We start from the raw sequence: 18,751 nt of genomic DNA on the forward strand, positions 1-18,751 counted from the left end.
AATGATGACTACCATTTCTAAATCTTTTAAAAATATTATTGCTTTAACTCCGGTTCCTATGGCCATTGTGGATACCGAAATGAGGTATCTGGCTGTTTCAGAAAGATGGATCAGGATGTATGAACTTCATGATCAGGAACTGATTGGGAAATCGCATTATGAAGTGTTTCCGGAAATTGAGGAGCGTTGGAAAGAAATTCATACCGCTTGCTTAAGCGGAATAGATGATCAATCTGCAGAGGATCGGTTTGAGCGGATGGACGGCACCGTGATCTGGTTAAAATGGGAGGTAAAGCATTGGCTGGACGACGAAGGTAATATCGGTGGAATGATGATGTACAGTGAAGATGTTACCAGGGAAACTCATATTGTGATGAATGAAAAGCGGTTCCAGCTGTTTATGGATGAATTGCCTGGTTTATGCTGGATCACGAATAGGGAACATATCTTAAAATATGCCAATAAATGTTTCTTTGATACACTTCATTTACCTGTGGAGGTAATTGGTAAAAGCCTTGAAGAGATTTTTGGATTGGACATTGCCCATACAGCGGCATTAAATAATACGGATATTCTGCAATCTGGAAAAAATAAGGAGTTTCTTCAGACGGTGAGGGATAAAAACGGGCATCCCCAATATTATAAAACCTATAAGTTTCCTTTTCAGGGGATGGGACATGAAGGTGATATGGTAGGCGCTGTTGCGTTTAATATTACCAAAAGTATGTTGCTGGAGGAAGAGTTGTATCAAAGCGAAACTCAGTTTAAACAGGCTTTTGAACATTCTTTAATTGGAATGGCCCTGATCAGTCCTGAAGGGAAATGGAAAAGGGTCAATAAAAGCTTGTGTCTCATCCTGGGCTACACGGAAGATGAAATGAAGGAATTGACGATTAGAGATCTCACCCATAAAGAAGATCTTGAAGTGAGTCTTGAAATTCTGGAAGACCTGGCAGCCGGTAAAATCGGAGAAGTAAAGTATGAAAAAAGATATATCCATAAAAATGGAAAGCCAATATGGGTAATTATTGCAGCTACCATGCTTTACGACAGCACGGGTATGCCGTTACATTATGTTTCTCAGATTGAAGACATCACCAAAAGAAAAGAAATTGAAAATGACCTGGTCCTGAGTGAAAAAAAATACCGGACAATTTTTGAAAATGTGCAGGATGTATTTTATCAGACCGATCAGGAAGGAATAGTGACGGAGATCAGTCCTTCCATTGAAAAGCATTCCGGGTATACACGTACCGAGATCATAGGGATGCCGGTAGATATGTTTTATTACTACCAGCAAGACCGGGAACGCATCATTGATCAGGTTCGCATTCATGGCTTTGTGATTGATTTTGAGGTGAGATTGAAGACTAAAAATGAAGAACTGCGTTATGCCTCTGTGAATGCCAGATTGATTATCGAAAAGGGGCAGATCGTTGGTACGGAAGGGAGCATGAGGGATGTGACTACAAGGAAATTTCAGGAGAATGCGCTCCTGGCCCTGAATACTGAACTCACCGCATCAAATGAACAGAAAAATAAGCTTTTCTCGATCATAGGTCATGACCTTAGAAATCCGATATCGGGGAGTTTACAGTTGTTAGACTTAACCCTTAACGATTTTGAATCCAGCTCAGCAGATGAGGTCTATACTTACCTCTCAATGATGAAAACGGAGTTGTCTAATGCCAATATACTTTTGGAAGACCTGCTGATCTGGGCGAGGTCGCAGTTTAACGCAGTAAGTTTTAATCCCATTGAGATTAAAAACCTGAGAGAATTGATCCATAAAAGCATTCAGACCGTTTCTCCGATGGCTTTAAAAAAGCAGATTGAAATTGTGGAGTGCCTGAAAGGTGATCTTTTGGTGTATGCAGATACAGGGATGCTGGAAACAATTATCCGAAATTTACTTTCTAATGCCATCAAATTCACCAATCCTGGAGGAGTGGTGACGATTACCGTGTTGGAGAGCGATAAAGAGATTGTGTTTTCTGTTAAAGATACCGGCCTGGGAATTCCCGGCGATAAGTTGAAAGAATTGTTTAACAAGAATTCTAATTACACCACTTACGGCACTTCAGGAGAAAAAGGAACCGGGCTTGGTTTGAGCCTGTGCTATGATTTTGTATTGAAACACGGGGGTAAATTATGGGTGGAGAGTGAAGAAGGCAAGGGAGCTGCATTTTATTTTATAATCCCTGATTTGCTCGATGAGTAACTATGGTGAAAGCGAGGGTAAATAAAAAGACAGGGAAGTCTCTGGTTAATTTATAAACCGGGTATTTTTACCTGTTTTTTATAAGAAAAAAATGTTGTTACTTTATTGATAACTGCTCAGTTGTTTTTAACGCTAATTCTCTCATATCTCGACATAAATACGCTTATCCCTAATCATAGAACTCTCTCATCCCTAACCATAAAACTCTCAAAACATGAAAACACCACTGAACTTCGAAGAAAGATTGGACGAAGTATGGAAACACTGTCAACGCGGACTGGTTTATCCATCTCCATTTGCAATTTTCACCACCTTCTGGTTGAACAAACCAGCAGACAAACCACTCGAGAGAGCACACCTGGCTCAGTTAATGGCCTCCTTCCGCGAGGTAATCAACAAAAATCCCGAACTAAAAAACAAGAACACCTCTGTTGTATTGGGTGTTTCTTTTAGAAACTGGGCAATCCTTTGTGAGGAATACGGCATGTCTCTGCCTAAAGGCATGCGTTTAAATTTCCCTGCGAGGGAAGATGAATATACTTCTGATGTTTTTGATGCATCTAAAGGAGTTTTTGACGATTCTCAGGGCGATATCTGGTTCCATATCAAAAGCGATAAGGAAGAAGCCTGCGATGAGGTATTGGAACTGATTGTTGCCGCACTGAAGAATGATACCAAAGATTATTTTGCACAGAAGGCTGCCTCTAAATCTGACCAGGAAGATGGGCACAAAGGAAAAGTATTGGGTTGTCGCTTTTCGGAAAACCTGAACAATCCTTCCGATCCGATTACGATTGCAAAACATACCCTCATTGGTGGCGAAGATGTGGAACATTTGGGCGGCTCATTTGTGCTGGCACAACGTTTTCTAATCAACTGGAACCAGATCAACATGATGACGGAAGATCAGATCGAAGACCTGATCGGCCGGAAGACAGACGATACCATTATTCCGGATCGCGATTCACGCAGTCACATCAAATCAGCAAGGATTCAGGACGAAAATGGGAATACCACTCCTGTATTGCGTTTAGGTTTGCCTTTTGGCAGGGCTAAAAAAAGCGCCAATGGATTCAGAGCACCAAAATCAGTAACGGTTTCTGATGAAGAAGGAATTTATTTTGCCGGATTTGCTAAAGAAGCAGGTATCCTTGAAAATATCATGAGCAATCAGATTGGAGGAGATCGTGGCTTTATGAACGACCGTTTGTTTAACCACCTGAAATCAGACCTTGGCGGCTTCTTCTATATCCCAAGTGTAGATGACCTTAAACTTGATGAAGAGGAGGGGTATTCGAATGATTTCTCTCACATGGAAAACGGGAATTGGAGCTTGTTTCCTGGGGTAGACTGGACCAGACTTGACCGTCATTACCAGGATGCTTCTGAGAATGGGTTAATGTATTACAGTCATCAGAATTTCCTGTTCACCATGTCTACCGGAATCGGCAGGAGTAATGCTTTCTTTAAGGTTCCTACCAATCGTATCCTGAGTTTACTGGAAAACATCTTTTCCCTGTGGCAGGACAATTGGTATTTTAACCGCAAGCAGGAAGAAATTAAGGAAGATCTCAGTTACTATATAAATGCCTATCCCGGTGCCGATAAGCCTGCAGATATCATGAAAGAATCGATCATGATCCGGAAAGGATGGGCCATACGTCTGAGTTTACAATTGTTCAGTTCTGCTGATTATGGTTTCAGAGGACGTAAGATCAGAATGCCGGACGGTTCCCTGATCCCTTATTCTGCATTCCTGGAGGATAAAGGGGAATGTGTTTATGGCTCTGATACCTTTAGAATTTCCCCGGAAGAAATCATTGTTGGTGCGATGCCAAACCTCTCTTTGGGAGAAGGGCGCTATGTGATGAAGTACCTTTCTGAACTGGAACGTATGGATGGATTTTTAAGCAACCTTAGTGAAGCCTCTGGTGTTGGACATGTCATCCCACATTATGAAAAAGCATTGCAGAAAGGTTTAAGCGCAATGAAAGATGAGGTGCTGGCTTACGAAGAAAAAGCAGGTACTCCGGAGCAGAAAGAATTGTATCGCTCTGCTTATCTGTCATTGGAAGGTATTTCTGAATACATCAAAAACTACGAAACACTGGCCAGAGAAACGGCAGAGAAAATGAGTGCCGGACAGGCCTGGGAAAAAGAAAATCTCCTGGCCATTGCCGGACGAATGAAGAAACTGGCCAATGATAAGCCGGAGAGCTTTGTCGAGGCCGTACAATTCATTTTTACCTTACATACTTGCTTGCATTTGAATGGAGAGCCAACAGCCATCGGGCGAATGGATCAGCTGTTACAGCCTTTCTATGAAAACGACAACATTACAGAAGACGAAGCACAGGAAATTATTGATGCTTTCTATATCAAACTGGACGAAAAAGTACAGCAGAACAGGATCTTTATGGAAGACCATCAGCCTTTTGGCAACCTGGCCATGGGTGGAAGTTCCGGACCATATCCGCAAGGTGCCTCTTTGGGCCAATGGATTCAGCAAATCACAGTAGGCGGAACGGTTGCCGATGGTACTGCCGATTTTGAAAACACAAAACCGGCCTATAACGATGTAACCAAACTATTCATCCGTGCTTCCGGCAGATTGCCTTTAAATGCACCTTGCCTTTCACTTCGGACGAGGAAAGACATTCCGAAAGACATTCTGGAAGAAGCAGCACATGCGATCCTTTCAGGCGGTGCCCATCCGATATTGCTGAATGACGAAAAGATCATCGAAGGTCTTTATCGTAGTGGCGACAATGTAGGCGGAGATTTGAGTTCTGAAACCAAAAACTGGAATTCTTCGGTAACGATGAAATCTGCACAGAACTATGCATGTGATGGTTGCTATGAGCCACAATTCCCAGGTGAAAACTGGTTCTCATTAGGCGGTTTTTCTACATTACAGCCTTTGGAATGTGCTTTAAACCAGGGAAGGACCTATTCTTCTGCCGGACAATCGTATCTGTTCGGACAAACGGTTTCTCTGAATTCTAAACCTGCTGATCAGATCAAAAGTTTTGATGAACTGGTTAAAATTTACTTCCAGCATTTTGAACTCTTAAACAGAAAAGCCTTTAATGGTCAGTTGATGGGCTACGGTGCCAATACCAAATTCTGCCCTTCGCCATTGTTAAATGTGCTGATGGACGATTGTCTGGCAAAAGGACTCGATTTTTATAGCGGTGGTACCAAGTACAGCATTTATGGACCTTGTTATATCTCTTTAAGCTCAACGATCAATTCCCTTTATGCCATTAAAGTGATGGTATTTGATGATAAAAATGCGGTGACTACGCTGCCAGAACTTTTAGAGTGCCTATGTTGCGACTGGGGCTATAAGATGACGGAACCTTTTATCAGTAACCTGGCAGGTGAATCCCGTATTGCCGGCCGTTCTGACCGTTTTAAACGCCTGAGAGAAATGGCGCTGGATTTACCACGTTATGGCAGAGGTCATGAGGAAATAGATACTTTCGGAAACACGATTGTGGAAGGTATAGCCAGGATTTCGGTAGAAACATTTACACAACCACTTCCGCAAATGTACAAGACCTTACAAGCTTTGGCTGCCCGCTATGGTACGGAAGAACATCCTTTCGGACTTCAGATTCAGCCTGGTGTAGGTACTTTTGAAAACCATGTGGAAATGGGCGCCTGGAATGGGGCAAGCGCTGATGGACGCAGGTTGGGAACAGCCGTGGCTTCTGATTTGAGTGCGGCACCAAGTCCTATGGATTTGCCTATTGATCATCAATATGCCGGATTTGAAGAATCCCTGGCCGGATTCGACGGAAAAGGCGCAGAAATGATGACCGATGGTGCGCCAACAGATTATAATATCGATGAGAACTTCCCTGTGGAGAAAATCGTCACGATTATGCAGCAGTTCGCAGAAGGCCGGTCGTCCAATATCTTAACGATTACAGTTGCCAGTCCTGAAACCTATGGTAACGCTGTGGATTCACCGGAACAATATAATTTGTTGCGTGTGAGGACCGGTGGCTGGTCTAACTTCTTTACTTCAGTATTCCCGCTTACGCAGGATCAACACCGCAGACGACCGGTGTCAACTCCGGTAGCCGTAACAAAAGAAAAGAAGGTCATCGAAGGCTGTCCTTATCATTCCCAGCAAGTGGTAGAGGAATAAATAGCAAAGGGGCTGAGCAGATCAGCCCCTTTTTTTCTTTTAGGCCTCCAGGCCATGTATTTTCTTCATCACCAAATCAAAGCCAGATCTTAATGTAGCAAGCGTATCTGCGGGGTGAACATGTTGCTGATAGTGTTGTATTGCTTCTTGCTCATCCACCTGATTTTTCTTAATGGCATGTAATATTGCCCTGGCTACGACTGATTTTTGTAAATCATTTGCAGGCTCATCTTCAGCAACGGTTTCATAATCATTTGGTGTGATCAGTGGGGTATCTTCCCTTAGTTTTGTCGCATTTAATACCGCTTCAAATGTAGGTGCATTGGCTACCCTTGCGCCTAGTCCGCAGGTAGCAGGATCAATGTTTTTCCATTTTAAGATGGTTGCAATAAGAGAAGTATGGTCAAAAGGGGTGTTTCCCGGAGCTTCCCGGAATACGGTATTGGCCTGAATTTGAGGGGAAACAAAAATAGCAGGTACACGGACCCCAAATGTATCAAAAGCAAAGTTGCATTCCAGTTGATTGGGTTTGGCCGGATGGCCGTCCTGCCAGGGTGGTGTTGCATTTTTAGCGATAGGGAAATGATCGTAGGTGCCGCCATGTTCATCAAAAGTGATGATAAATAAAGTCTCCTTCCAGCAGGGACTTTTGGAAATGGCCTGATAAAGATCATAAAGGAATTCTTCTCCCGGACCCACATTGGTCGGCGGATGGTAATCATTTCCCTGGATACCTATGGGACCAAGCATATTTCCCCAGGAAGGTTCGATATAGGAATAAGACGGTAAGGTACCTGCTGCGGCGCGTTCATAAAATGTGGTGATGTGATCAAAATGATCATTAAAGCTGCTGTCCTGAATTTGTGAGAACAAATCACGGGTATAACAGTAATCGCTCAGATACCATAATTTGTTGTAATAAATCATCCAGTCGTCCGTGCTGTGGTAGCCCTGGTTACTCAGGATGTTCCAATGGGTAGGTTCGCTGAAGTTTACTTTCAATTTAGCCGGATCAAAGGTGTCAAAATGGTTGTCTACCCAAGCGCCCTGCTGCCCTGTATGATGGTCTATACCAATTGAATTTCCTGTTGCAGCAAAGGCCCGGTTACAATTGGTTTGCGAAGGGATGGAAGCAAACCACTGGTCGCAGACGGCGAAATTCTTTGCTAATCCGTTGATCACCGGCAGGTCTGTCGGGGTATAGGTTTTCATGATGTCTTCGGGGTTCTCGAACCAGCCATAATAGTCCTGATAAAAACCACCCATTTCGGGGTTGTCTGTAGGGTTTTCGACACCAGGCGTCAACGAAGTATAACATTGTTTGTGTACATGTTCAAACACTTCATGTGGATCCCAGGCAGGGATTTTTAAATCACCATCCGTTCCCTTGATCACAGGTTGTGGAGTGCCGTTTACATCGAGATTGAACAAATCCGGCCGGAGTCCGTGGAAAGTATGCGGATGGCCGGGATCAATGGCAGTAATAATGTTCTTTTTTTCTTCTTCTTCATACAACCAGCCAAGGAGGTTGTCGAAGGATCGGTTTTCCAGCATAACATGTACGATATGCTTGATGTTGGGCATGAAGTGACTCATGGTTAAATGAATTTGAGCGTTAGATAATGAGACCGTTAATGTGTTATTAAATATAGTAAATTATTATTTAATGGTGATATTTTTGATGGCGACAAACTATGATCACATTTCTGACGTTTTATAGCTGACGCCGGGAATTTAGTGGCTACTGCGCCTCAATTGTATCAGGAAGATTACAGTTGATGATCCCTATAATTGGGTATATTTCGTTAATCGTAGGATAAAATTTTAAAATATAGCGCATGTAAACTGTCGCGATTGTATTTTTGTTAAGGCAAATTTAGCCCCTTACAAAATCCTTTAAAGACCTTATCATGTTTTCCTTTTTTAAGAAACGAACGCACGTTGACCATATGGAGTGGTTAGGAGTGGATATGCATTCCCATTTATTGCCCGGCATCGATGACGGGGCAACGGATATGCCACAATCTGTTGGTTTTATAAAAAAGTTAAATGAACTCGGCTTCCAAAAGCTGCTCTGTACCCCGCATATTTTCTCGGAACTCTATCCCAATACACCGGATACGATACAAGCTGCATTAGACTGTACACGTCTGGCTTTGAAAGCTGCTCAGGTCGAGGTGGAAATAGGGGCAGGAGCGGAGTACATGATCAATGATACGTTTAAGGTTTCAAATGATCTGGTGTCCCTTCCAAAGAAACACCTGCTCATTGAAATGTCTTACCTCTCTGAAATGCCGAATATAGAACAGGTGATCTTTAACCTTCAGGTGAAAGGATACGTGGTCATCCTTGCGCATCCCGAACGGTATAACTTTTATTTCGAGCGTCACCAACGCTTTCACCGTTTCAAAGAAATGGGGGTATTGTTCCAGCTCAACCTGTTGTCGGTATGCGGATATTATGGGAAAGAAGTGAAGAAACTATCCGAATACCTGCTTCAGAAGAACTATTATGACCTGGCAGGTACCGACCTGCATCACGACAAACATTTGCAGGTATTGACGCAGGAAATACAAACCGGACGCCTTTTTAATAAGATTGGTCATGTTGGTTTTAAGAACCGAGAGCTGTTTTTTTAATTAAATACCCATTTCTGGCTAGGTGTACTGAAATTTAAATCAATTAGTTTTGCTTTTACGGAATTCTGCTGGTTAGGCGGTTTTTTTAGAACGAAATTACTATGATTAAATTAATGTTAACAAAAAAATACCTGAATTTTTTAATTATTTTCTCTGTTTTTCTGTTAAGTTCCTGTTCTGTCACTAAAAAAGTCCCTTATTTTCAGGATATTGATGCAGATGGCAGGTCTTTGTTCGCTAAAACAGGTGAATTTAATGAATTAACCATTCATTCGGATGATATTCTATCTATTTCCATTGTAACTATTGATGCCGCAACATCGATGCCGGTTAACCAACTGGCAGGTCAGAGTGTAACTGCAGCAATTCAGTCTGCTAATCCGGCAGGACTTTCTTCAGCAAGTGGTTTTCTGGTCGATAAAAACGGAGAGATAGACATTTCTGTCGTTGGAAAGGTGAAAGTGGCAGGGTTAACCACCTATGAAGCCAGAGAATTGATTAAAACCAAGGCATCTGTGGTTTACAGAGATCCAAACGTACAGGTTCGCTATGCAAACTTCAAGGTGACCGTGTTAGGAGAAGTAGCCAGGCCTGCATCTTATGTTCTGCCAAATGAAAAAGTAAGTGTTTTAGATGCACTGGGAATGGCGGGTGACCTCACCATTTTTGGGAAAAGAGAGAACATCTTACTCATCAGAGATATTGATGGCAAGAAGGAATTTGCAAGGCTGGACCTCAACTCTTCCCAGGTCTTTAACAGTCCCTTTTATTACCTGAAACAGAATGATGTCATCTATGTGGAGCCTAATAAAGGTAAGGCAGCCTCTTTAAACCAGGCAAGAACACAAACTTTCGCCGTTATTGGAACCGCCCTCTCAGTCTTGATCGTATTGTTTTCAAGGCTTTAACAAATAGTATCATGCTAACATCTATGCAATATTAAATGAAGAACACGATTTCAGAATATAAAACTGCACATGAGGATACCGAAGGACTGGATTTAAAGCAAATCTTGTCGAGAATCCTGGCAAATTGGTATTGGATTGCTTTATCGGTATTGGTCTGCCTGGCATGTGCGAATCTATATGTGCGGTATAAAACGCCCAGTTATAAAATTTCTGCAAGAGTATTGGTGAATGACGAGAAAAAGGGCGCAGGATTGTCTGGTGGAGGAGATCTTTTGGGTGATTTAGGAGGACTATTGGGTACGAAAAGTACCGTTGATAATGAAGCAGAAATCCTAAAGACAAGGTATCTGATGGAGCAGGTGGTGAAAGATATGAACCTCAACATCACCTATTACAGAAAAGGGAGACTGAAAAAGGTGGAACTTTATGAATCTCCTTATCGGGTAAAGGTCGTGGCTGCTGCGGATACCATTAAGGCCACAGATGTGGAAGTCAGCTTTCTGAAAAATGACCGGGTTGCGGTAAGTGCTGATGGCATAGATACGCTGGTGGCTTTAGACCGTTCTTTTACGATCCCTTTTGTTGGGGTTGTGCAGATCATTAAAGGAACCGCAGTCCCTGTTTTGGAGGAGAAATATTCTTTTAACATCATGTCTGTGGATACTAAAGTGATCGCACTGATGGATGCCATTACGGTAGAAGTTAAAAACAAGCAGGTGACGATTATAGACCTGAGCTTAACCCATGCGATCCCTAAAAAAGGAGAAGACATCTTAAACAAGCTGATCGAAAAATATGTACAGGCCAACCTGACGGATAAGAACGAGGTGGCCGACAGTACCGTGAAGTTTATCCAGAACCGCCTGGCTTATATCGGTGGGGAGCTGGGAGGCCTGGAAGGAAATATCCAGAATTTTAAGCAGGAAAATAACCTTGCGGATATGACCGAACAGTCTAAATTGCTGGTACAGACCACCGGACAATATGTAAATGACCTCGGGAAAATAGAAACCCAGATCAGTATCCTAAAGAGTTTACAGGACTACCTGAAAGATGAGGGCAAGAATAAAAGAGTATTGCCAAGTTCACTCATTCCTGCAGATCTGGTTTTTAACGGGGCCGTAGAAAAATACAATTCCTTAACCCTGGAGCGGGCAAGGCGCCTGATCGGGGTAACCGAAGCCAATCCTGGAATCCAGTTGATGGATAAAGAAATTGCCAATGCCAGGGCAGATATTGAATCTAATATTTCCACTACCCTGGATGGATTTCTCATTACCAGAAACCGGATCAACGGACAAATGAAAAAAGCGGAAGGACAGGTCCGCAATGTTCCAAAAGTGGAGCGAAACTATTTAAATCTGGCCAGACAACAACAGATCAAACAAGAGCTTTACATCTTTCTGATGCAGAAAAGTGAAGAGACCGCCATTTCTAAGACGTCTAATATTGCTAACTCCAAAACCATAGACCCCCCCAAGTCTGAAGTTAAGCCTTTTAGTCCGAAAAGAATGGTGGTCTATTTATTTGGATTGGTGGCAGGACTGGTGATTCCATTGGGATTAATGTATGTGAAAGACTTGTTGAATGATAAAATTCAGACCAAAGAAGACATCATGAGGATTACCCAGGTGCCGATTATCGGAGAGATCAGTCATGATGAGGGGAACGACAATATGGTGGTGGCCAACAGTTCCAGATCTGCCATATCCGAGCAGTTCAGGGCCTTGCGTACCAACCTGTCTTTCTTCTTCAAGAATAGCGATGAGAAAGTGATTCTGTTAACCAGCAGCATGTCTGGAGAAGGAAAGTCATTTGTGGCGATCAACCTGGGGCAGATTTTAGCGCTGACCAATAAGAAGGTTCTGTTAATGGAGCTGGATTTACGTAAGCCCGGTCTTTCTGCCAAACTGGAGATCTCAAACCCGATCGGTTTTACCAATTATGTGACCAGTCCGGAGTTGACCAGCGGTGATATTGTGAAGCCATTGAAAATTCAGGAAAATCTGTTTGTGGTGAGTTCAGGTCCGATTCCACCGAACCCGGCAGAATTGCTGCTGAGTGAAAGAACAAAAACGCTCATGCAGGAATTGAAGCAGCAATTTGATTATATCATCATTGATGCACCACCAGTGGGAATCGTAACCGATGCCCAGCTGCTGGCTTCCTATGCAGATGTGTGTCTGTATCTGGTGCGTCAAAACTATACGCTAAAACAACAATTGAATATTGTAGATGGCCTATCCGGAAGCCAGAAAATGAAAGGTTTAAGTATCGTCGTCAACGACATCAAAGCCACCAAAGGTTATGGTTATGGATACAGCTATGGCAATTACGATGTGACTGGTAAAGAGTTGGGTTTTTTCAGCAAACTGTTTAAAAGAAATAAATAATTTCAAATGAAATCAGCAAATAAGGTGGTTGTCAACACGGGTATATTGTATGCCAGGATGTTAATAACAATGGGGATTTCGTTGTATTCCACGAGGCTGGTATTAAATGCGTTGGGTTCGGTTGACTATGGGGTTTTTAACCTCGTTGCCGGAGTGATTGCCATGTTGTCTTTTTTAAATACGGCAATGGCTACTTCTACCCAAAGGTTTCTTTCTTTCTTCCAGGGGAAAAATGATTTGAACATGCAAAAGCGGGTTTTTACAAACAGCCTGCTCCTGCATATCGGGATCGGTTTACTGATTGTCGTTGTGCTGGAAGTTTCCGGATTCTTTCTCTTTAATGGTTTTCTGAACATTCCTGCGGATAGAATGGAGGTGGCGAGGTTGATCTATCACTTTATGTCGGTAACGGTGTTTTTCACTATTGTGGCGGTCCCTTTTACGGGCTCCCTTGTGGCGCATGAAAATATGCTCTGGGTAGCAGTGGTGAATGTGGTAGAGACCTTGTTAAAACTGGCGATTGCCTATGTATTATATGTGGTGGCCCAGGATAAATTATCCGTCTATGGCCTGCTGACGGCCGGAATAAGCATTGCCAGCTTTTTGCTTTATGCGGTGTATTGTTTTGGCAAATATGAAGACTGCACGCTGGAAGGGCTTTTTTCGGTAGATAAAAAGATGATGAAAGAGCTGACCTCCTTTGCAGGATGGAACCTGTTCGGTTCTTTATGTTCGCTGGGAAGGGCACAGGGCCTGGCGATCTTGCTCAATGTTTTTTTTGGAACAGTGGTCAATGCAGCCTATGCCATTGCGAATCAGGTGGCGGCGCAGTTGAACTTCTTTTCTTTGACGCTCCTACGGGCCATCAATCCGCAAATCATGAAAAGTGAAGGGGCAGACAACCGGGAAAAGATGCTCCGGCTTTCTATGATTGGAAGTAAGTTTGGATTCTTTCTGCTTGCTTTTGCTGCGGTTCCCTGCATTTTTGAGATGAAAGCGATTCTTCATTTGTGGTTAAATAATGTACCTGAATATACAGCGTCTTTTTGCTCCCTGATGTTGTGTGCGACCTTAATCAATCAACTGACGATAGGTTTGCAGTCGGCGGTACAGGCAACCGGAAAGGTGAAGGTTTACCAGGCCGTAGTGGGCTCTGTTTTATTGCTGGCATTGCCACTGGCTTACCTGCTCTTAAAGTTGGGGTATCCCGTTTATACCGTGTTTATAGGCTATTGTTTTATCGAGGTAATCGCCTGTATATTACGCCTGTTTTTTTTAAGAAATATAGCGGGATTATCCATTCCACTGTATTTTTCTAATGTGATTTATAAAGTGGTAATTCCACTTTGTCTGCTGATCCTGACCTGTTATTTAAGTGTAACCTATGTTCATTTCGGATGGAGGTTTGTCTTTACAGGTGTCACTGGCGTTTTTGTCTTCGTGATCAGTATTTACCTCTTTGGCTTATGTGAGGATGAGAAAGAAATCATTCACAAAATAATGAATCAGTTGATCCATAAACTGAACCGAAAGAAACAATTTAATCACGTGTAGTCTGTACCAAGTATGAAAAGTATCTTAAAAAAGATCGTTCCGAAATCTGCAAAAAGATTCTATCGGTCGAAGCAAACCCAGTTGTCGATTATCAAAGATTTCGTCTATGATTACCGGAAATTTAACAGGGAGTCTGCTTCGTTTAAATTGAGGAATAAAGAGATGATGCAGGCGTATATCATTAAAGAATATCACGCCATAGAAAAAGGACTGGCACTGCTGGAGCCGCGTCCGGGATTTGGCGCAGCGCGGATTTCTGCTCTGGCCGATGTGGTGGAAGAATACATTAATGGTTATGGGATAGACTCGGTTACGTCTATCACGGCCTTTACGCTGAGGGAGTATCTGAATTATGATGCGCCTTACAATCAGATTCCAAAAGATTTATCCAGGAAACTGGAAAACCTGTTGGCGAGGTGTGATGAATCATCTCAGGGGAAGACCGGAGGAACGAAGATCATTCCCAAAACTGAAATCACCGAAACGCTGAATTTTGATTACAGTAGTTTCTTTAAATCCAGACATAGCGTCCGGGATTTTTCGGAAGAACCGGTGGATACACAGTTGATTCTGAATGCGATTGATACGGCCAGATACACGCCATCGGTGTGTAACCGCCAGGCATGGAAGGTTTATGTGATCGAACATTCTAATGTGGAGTTGAAGAAAAGACTCCTGAATGTTCAGAATGGAAACAGAGGTTTTGGCGAACACATCAGTTCATTGATCGTCATCACTGGTAAGTTGTCTTCGTTTTTCGCTTATGAACGAAATCAGGTTTTTATTGATGGAGGAATGATGGCGATGTCGATTGTGCTGGCGCTCCATGCGGAAGGACTGGGCGTTTGCTGTCTGAATACAAGTTATGCGGTGAAGCAGTACGAAGCTTTTAAAGCATCTATGCAAATGGATAGCGATTGTGTTCCAATCATGTTTTTGGCGGTAGGAAATCTGAAAGATGATTTCAAAGTGGCCATTTCTGAGCGGAAGCCCTTGGCGGATATTGTTGAAGTGAGGTAATAAGATATATATTTTAATTTTTAAGTGATGAGTAATTTGAAGCAGCAATTTAAGGGGTTATATGTTGAGTTTTTCTGGTCTGCGGCCTCTTTCTGTTCCCTTTTTGTAAAGGCGAATAAGAACGCAAACAAAATTTTAGTGCTGCCTGCTGCGAACCTGAATGGTGGTTTTGGCGAAGATATTATGATCACCAGTTTCATGAACAATTTCGCAAATGGTACGCCAGTCTGTATCTTAAACGGATATAAGATTATTCGTGAAGATTATAAGACGATCAATAAAAATATAGAATTTATCGATGGCTTTGACGACCGGGTTAATTTTCTTAAACTGTTGTTCCTGATTAAAAACTGTTCCCTGGTCTATGTGATTGGCGCAGACATTATGGATGGAACATACCGTGTTCATAATTCGATCAATAGGCTGAGGGTTATTGAACTGGCAAACCGCATCGGGGTAAAGGCACAGATTTCCGGATTCAGTGTCAGTAAAAACATCCTTCCGGTGGTTAAAGCTAAATTCATTAAGGTAGCGAAAGACGTGAGGTTAAAAATCAGGGATGTGGAATCCTATGTGAGAATGAAAGATTTTATTCCCGCAGAACAGTTGATCTTAACCAATGACATCGCTTTTATTTGTCCTGATGTTCCGGCGAGTTATCAAAGTAAAACCTATGAGGATTACAAAACATGGGTTGCTGCAGCCAAGGCAAAAGGAAAGTCAATTATCGGCGTTTGCCCAAATGCCATCCAGGCGAAGAAAATCGGATTTGAGAATTACCTGTCAGGCTTTAAACAATTACTGGAAGGCTTTTTAGAAGTCGGGGATTATGCTTTTGTGTTCCTTTACCACGACATCAGGCCGATTTGTGACGAGGCGAGCGATAGTACCTTCAGCCGTATTCTGAATGAATATTTTGGCGCTAAATCTGTCGATTGCTTTTATACGGACCAAATCAGGAATGGGGTAGAGCTGAAGGGATATGTTTCCCTGGTTGATTTTACGATTACTGGCAGAATGCATTTAGGCATTTCGGGGCTGACTTTCTCCAAGCCGATGTTTGGCGTTTCCTATGCGAATAAATTCGAGGGTATGGTGAAGTTATTCGATGTAGATCCGAACAGCTGCCTGATAGACTATGATAAGCTGAGTGAATCAAAAGAGAAGATCAGACTCTTCACCAAAAACTTTGCGGCGATTGAAAACAGCGTAAAAAATAATATTCAGAAGGTTAAACTAGAAACAAGTAACAATTATACCCATGGGTAAAGGGATTCTATTATTTATTATAATCTCCATTTATCTTTTCAGAACGGTTATCCTTAAGACTAAAAAAAAGGATACTAAATTTTTATGGGTCAGCTTTTTTATATTCTGTATCCCCTTTGAATTTGGGAAAGCCTTAAATACGCCAAAGCTGAACGATATTGCAGGCACTGTACAGCCGATCTATATCATTTCTTTATGTATTGGGTTAATTGTAGCCGTGCTACCTTATGCGAAACGGAGGTTTATAAATTATTCCTTTAAACTCAATCATTGGGTCAATGGCTTCTGTGTGCTGTTGATCATCTCTTTTCTTAATCCTTACAATTCCTTTTATACCGGGACCTGGGTATTGGCCATCTTTTTCTTATCAAATATTCTCTTATTTAAATTGCTGAGTAGTTTTCTGGATCAGTCTGATGTAGTGAACGGTCTTTTTGATGGGTTGAAATGGCTGGCTTATACCCAGTTTTTTCTGGCCATTTGTTTTCCTGTTTTGGGAATTTCGGCGGTGACAAAGCTCTTTCATGAATCCGCGGAAATCTGGGCCACCCGATTGGATACCAGGAGTGGGGCGGTCGGTTTCTTTAACCACCCGGGAAGGCTGGCCTTATTTATGGTCGTCGCTTCTTCCTTTTTTCTGGCTACCTATTTATACAACTTTAAAAGAAAAGCAAGTGCCATCTGTTTAGGGATTTGTGTCCTTACCTTATTCCTGACCTATTCCAGAACTTCTTACCTGGCTTTAATCATTACGCTGTTCTCCTGCTATTACATAGATAAGAATGCCCATAAAAATATATTCTCCATTGGTAATATTTTGAAATTTGTGGTGCCAACAGTGTTGGCGCTGGTGTACCTGATTGCCTACTCTCCTTTGAGTGAACTGTTCCTTCAAAGCGACTCATCGGATCAGTATGATAACAGGATGGTGCACTGGTTAATGGCATTTCATATTTTCGAAACTTCTCCAATTATTGGCGTGGGGCTCAATGCCCACCTTTCCTACATTTCACAACATCTGGGGATCGTAAATCAGGTCACTATGGACGACTTCTTTTCGGTCAATCCCATACATAATATTCATTTGATCATCTTGTGTGAAATTGGGATCGTCGGAATTCTTTTATGGGTCTATTTTTTATTTGGTAACATCATTAAAGCAAAAAAAGAAATTAAGGAGGGGCATAATGAGGTGCTCTCTCTCACTTTGGTCGGCCTCTTTGTCGCTTACATTATCTATGGTCTAACAGGTTGGGCTCCCTTTTCAACAGCCATTTTGCCAATATTTCTTTTTATCACTTTTTTTTCAATTAAATACAGAGACCAATGAGGAATATACTGATTGTTACCCCCTATATGCCATTCCCTCTAAATTCTGGTGGAAGAATAGCTCAATTTGAATTCAATAATGAATTGCGTCATCAATTTAAGGTGACCCTTGCTTTTACAATGAAGCCCGAGGATCAAAAGGATCTTGAGGAGCTGAAAAAATTATGGAAAAATGTAAATTTTAAACCTTACCTGATCACGAAGAAAACCTTTTCTGATCAACTGGGCTCCGTCTTATTTCGCTTTTCTGAATTTTTTAACCGTTTAATCGGTAAAGGTGTCTTTTTCTTTGGTTGTAAAACCAATCTGGATAAATTGCTACAGCAAAATACGACGCTCTTCAGGTCGAAAAGCTTCGGATTTCCGAGGGGATTTATTGACCATTTCAGAGATGTCTTACTGGAAGACAGTTTTGAATATGTTCAGGTTGAATTTCACCAGCTGATCTCTTTTGCCAAATATATCCCCCGGAGTTCTTATCGGATCTTTGTTCATCATGAACTCCGCTTCGTACGGGAAAAGAGAGAACTCGAGCTCTTTAGTTTCAAATCCGGTTTTTTAAAATGGGTGTACCGGAAAAATAAGAAGTTTGAATTGTCTGCTTTGGAGAAGTACGATATGGTTTGTACGCTTTCAGATGTGGATAAGCTGATCTTGGAAAAGGACATCAGAAAACCACTTTTAGTCTCTTCTCCTGTTCCGATTAAGGCCGGTAAATCAGCAAACGATTTTTTATCTGCAAGTAAGCTGGTGTTCTTAGGCGGGGAAGATCATTTTCCCAATAAGGAAGGAGTGGATTGGTTTTTAATGAATTGCTGGATGCCCTTAAAGTCAAAATATCCGGATTTAAAGTTGTCGGTTATCGGTAAGTGGCATCAGCCAACAATTGATAGCTATGCAGGGCTGTTGGATGCGGTAAGCTTCCCCGGATATGTAGATCAGTTGTATGAAGCGTTAGCAGACAGCATATTTATAGTTCCTATCCGCATTGGCAGTGGCATCAGAATGAAAATTATTGAAGCCGTAAACGCAGGCATTCCATTCGTATCCACAGAAGTCGGTGTAGAAGGATTGTGCTTTAAAAACGGACATGATTGTCTGATTGGAAACACCCCTCAGGAATTCTGTTCTTCTATTGCAAAAATTTTAGAGAGTAAAGATTTAGGACATCGGTTGATGACGAATGCCCGAAACACGCTAAGTGTAGAGAATTCATATGAAAAACTGATTGAACGGAGACTGGCGATTTACAACTAAAC

At 42.1% G+C, this 18,751-nt stretch carries 11 protein-coding genes; 10 read left to right on the forward strand and 1 reads right to left on the reverse strand.

Translation table 11 applies throughout. The annotated features are described in order from the left end of the window. The first annotated feature begins 1 nt into the window (after nt 1). Both BLQ87_RS17085 and BLQ87_RS17090 read left to right on the forward strand, forming a co-directional pair. Nucleotides 2–2,221: a PAS domain S-box protein gene (locus BLQ87_RS17085; RefSeq protein ID WP_083361920.1), complete on the forward strand. Its 2,220-nt coding sequence runs from the start codon at nt 2–4 to the stop codon at nt 2,219–2,221. 214 nt (nt 2,222–2,435) lie between these two features. Continuing rightward, nucleotides 2,436–6,380, forward strand: a complete 3,945-nt coding sequence (locus tag BLQ87_RS17090; RefSeq protein WP_074609140.1) for a Dyp-type peroxidase — start codon at nt 2,436–2,438, stop codon at nt 6,378–6,380. Nucleotides 6,381–6,419: 39 nt separating this feature from the next. Here the strand turns inward: BLQ87_RS17090 and BLQ87_RS17095 are convergent, their stop codons facing one another. Continuing rightward, nucleotides 6,420–7,976, reverse strand: a complete 1,557-nt coding sequence (locus BLQ87_RS17095) for an alkaline phosphatase family protein (RefSeq protein WP_083361921.1) — start codon at nt 7,974–7,976, stop codon at nt 6,420–6,422. Between the two features lie 353 nt (nt 7,977–8,329). Between BLQ87_RS17095 and BLQ87_RS17100 the strand changes: the two genes are divergently transcribed. The 8 genes from BLQ87_RS17100 (at nt 8,330) to BLQ87_RS17135 (ending at nt 18,749) form a co-directional block, all read left to right on the forward strand. Further along, nucleotides 8,330–9,019: a tyrosine-protein phosphatase gene (locus BLQ87_RS17100; RefSeq protein ID WP_245723875.1), complete on the forward strand. Its 690-nt coding sequence runs from the start codon at nt 8,330–8,332 to the stop codon at nt 9,017–9,019. Between the two features lie 113 nt (nt 9,020–9,132). Continuing rightward, a complete protein-coding gene (locus BLQ87_RS17105; protein WP_245723876.1) occupies nt 9,133–9,927 on the forward strand; it encodes a polysaccharide biosynthesis/export family protein in 795 nt (264 codons plus the stop codon). A gap of 35 nt (nt 9,928–9,962) precedes the next feature. Then, the gene (locus BLQ87_RS17110; protein ID WP_074609149.1) at nt 9,963–12,320 is read left to right on the forward strand and encodes a GumC family protein; all 2,358 of its coding nucleotides are present in this window, start codon (nt 9,963–9,965) and stop codon (nt 12,318–12,320) included. A 6-nt stretch (nt 12,321–12,326) separates the two neighbouring features. After that, complete coding sequence (locus BLQ87_RS17115) at nt 12,327–13,874, forward strand: MATE family efflux transporter (protein ID WP_074609152.1); 1,548 nt, start codon at nt 12,327–12,329, stop codon at nt 13,872–13,874. Between the two features lie 12 nt (nt 13,875–13,886). Further along, the gene (locus BLQ87_RS17120; protein WP_074609154.1) at nt 13,887–14,894 is read left to right on the forward strand and encodes a nitroreductase family protein; all 1,008 of its coding nucleotides are present in this window, start codon (nt 13,887–13,889) and stop codon (nt 14,892–14,894) included. 27 nt (nt 14,895–14,921) lie between these two features. Further along, nucleotides 14,922–16,163, forward strand: coding sequence for a polysaccharide pyruvyl transferase family protein (locus BLQ87_RS17125; RefSeq protein ID WP_074609156.1), 1,242 nt, complete (start codon nt 14,922–14,924; stop codon nt 16,161–16,163). Next, a complete protein-coding gene (locus tag BLQ87_RS17130) occupies nt 16,156–17,493 on the forward strand; it encodes an O-antigen ligase family protein (protein WP_074609158.1) in 1,338 nt (445 codons plus the stop codon). The genes BLQ87_RS17125 and BLQ87_RS17130 overlap by 8 nt, the downstream gene beginning before the upstream one ends. Then, nucleotides 17,490–18,749 carry a glycosyltransferase gene (locus tag BLQ87_RS17135; RefSeq protein WP_074609160.1) on the forward strand — a complete coding sequence of 420 codons (1,260 nt, stop codon included), beginning with the start codon at nt 17,490–17,492 and terminating at the stop codon, nt 18,747–18,749. Before BLQ87_RS17130 ends, BLQ87_RS17135 begins: the two co-directional genes overlap by 4 nt. Nucleotides 18,750–18,751 lie beyond the last annotated feature (2 nt).

This window comes from Pedobacter steynii, from assembly GCF_900103665.1.
GTDB lineage: Bacteria > Bacteroidota > Bacteroidia > Sphingobacteriales > Sphingobacteriaceae > Pedobacter > Pedobacter steynii.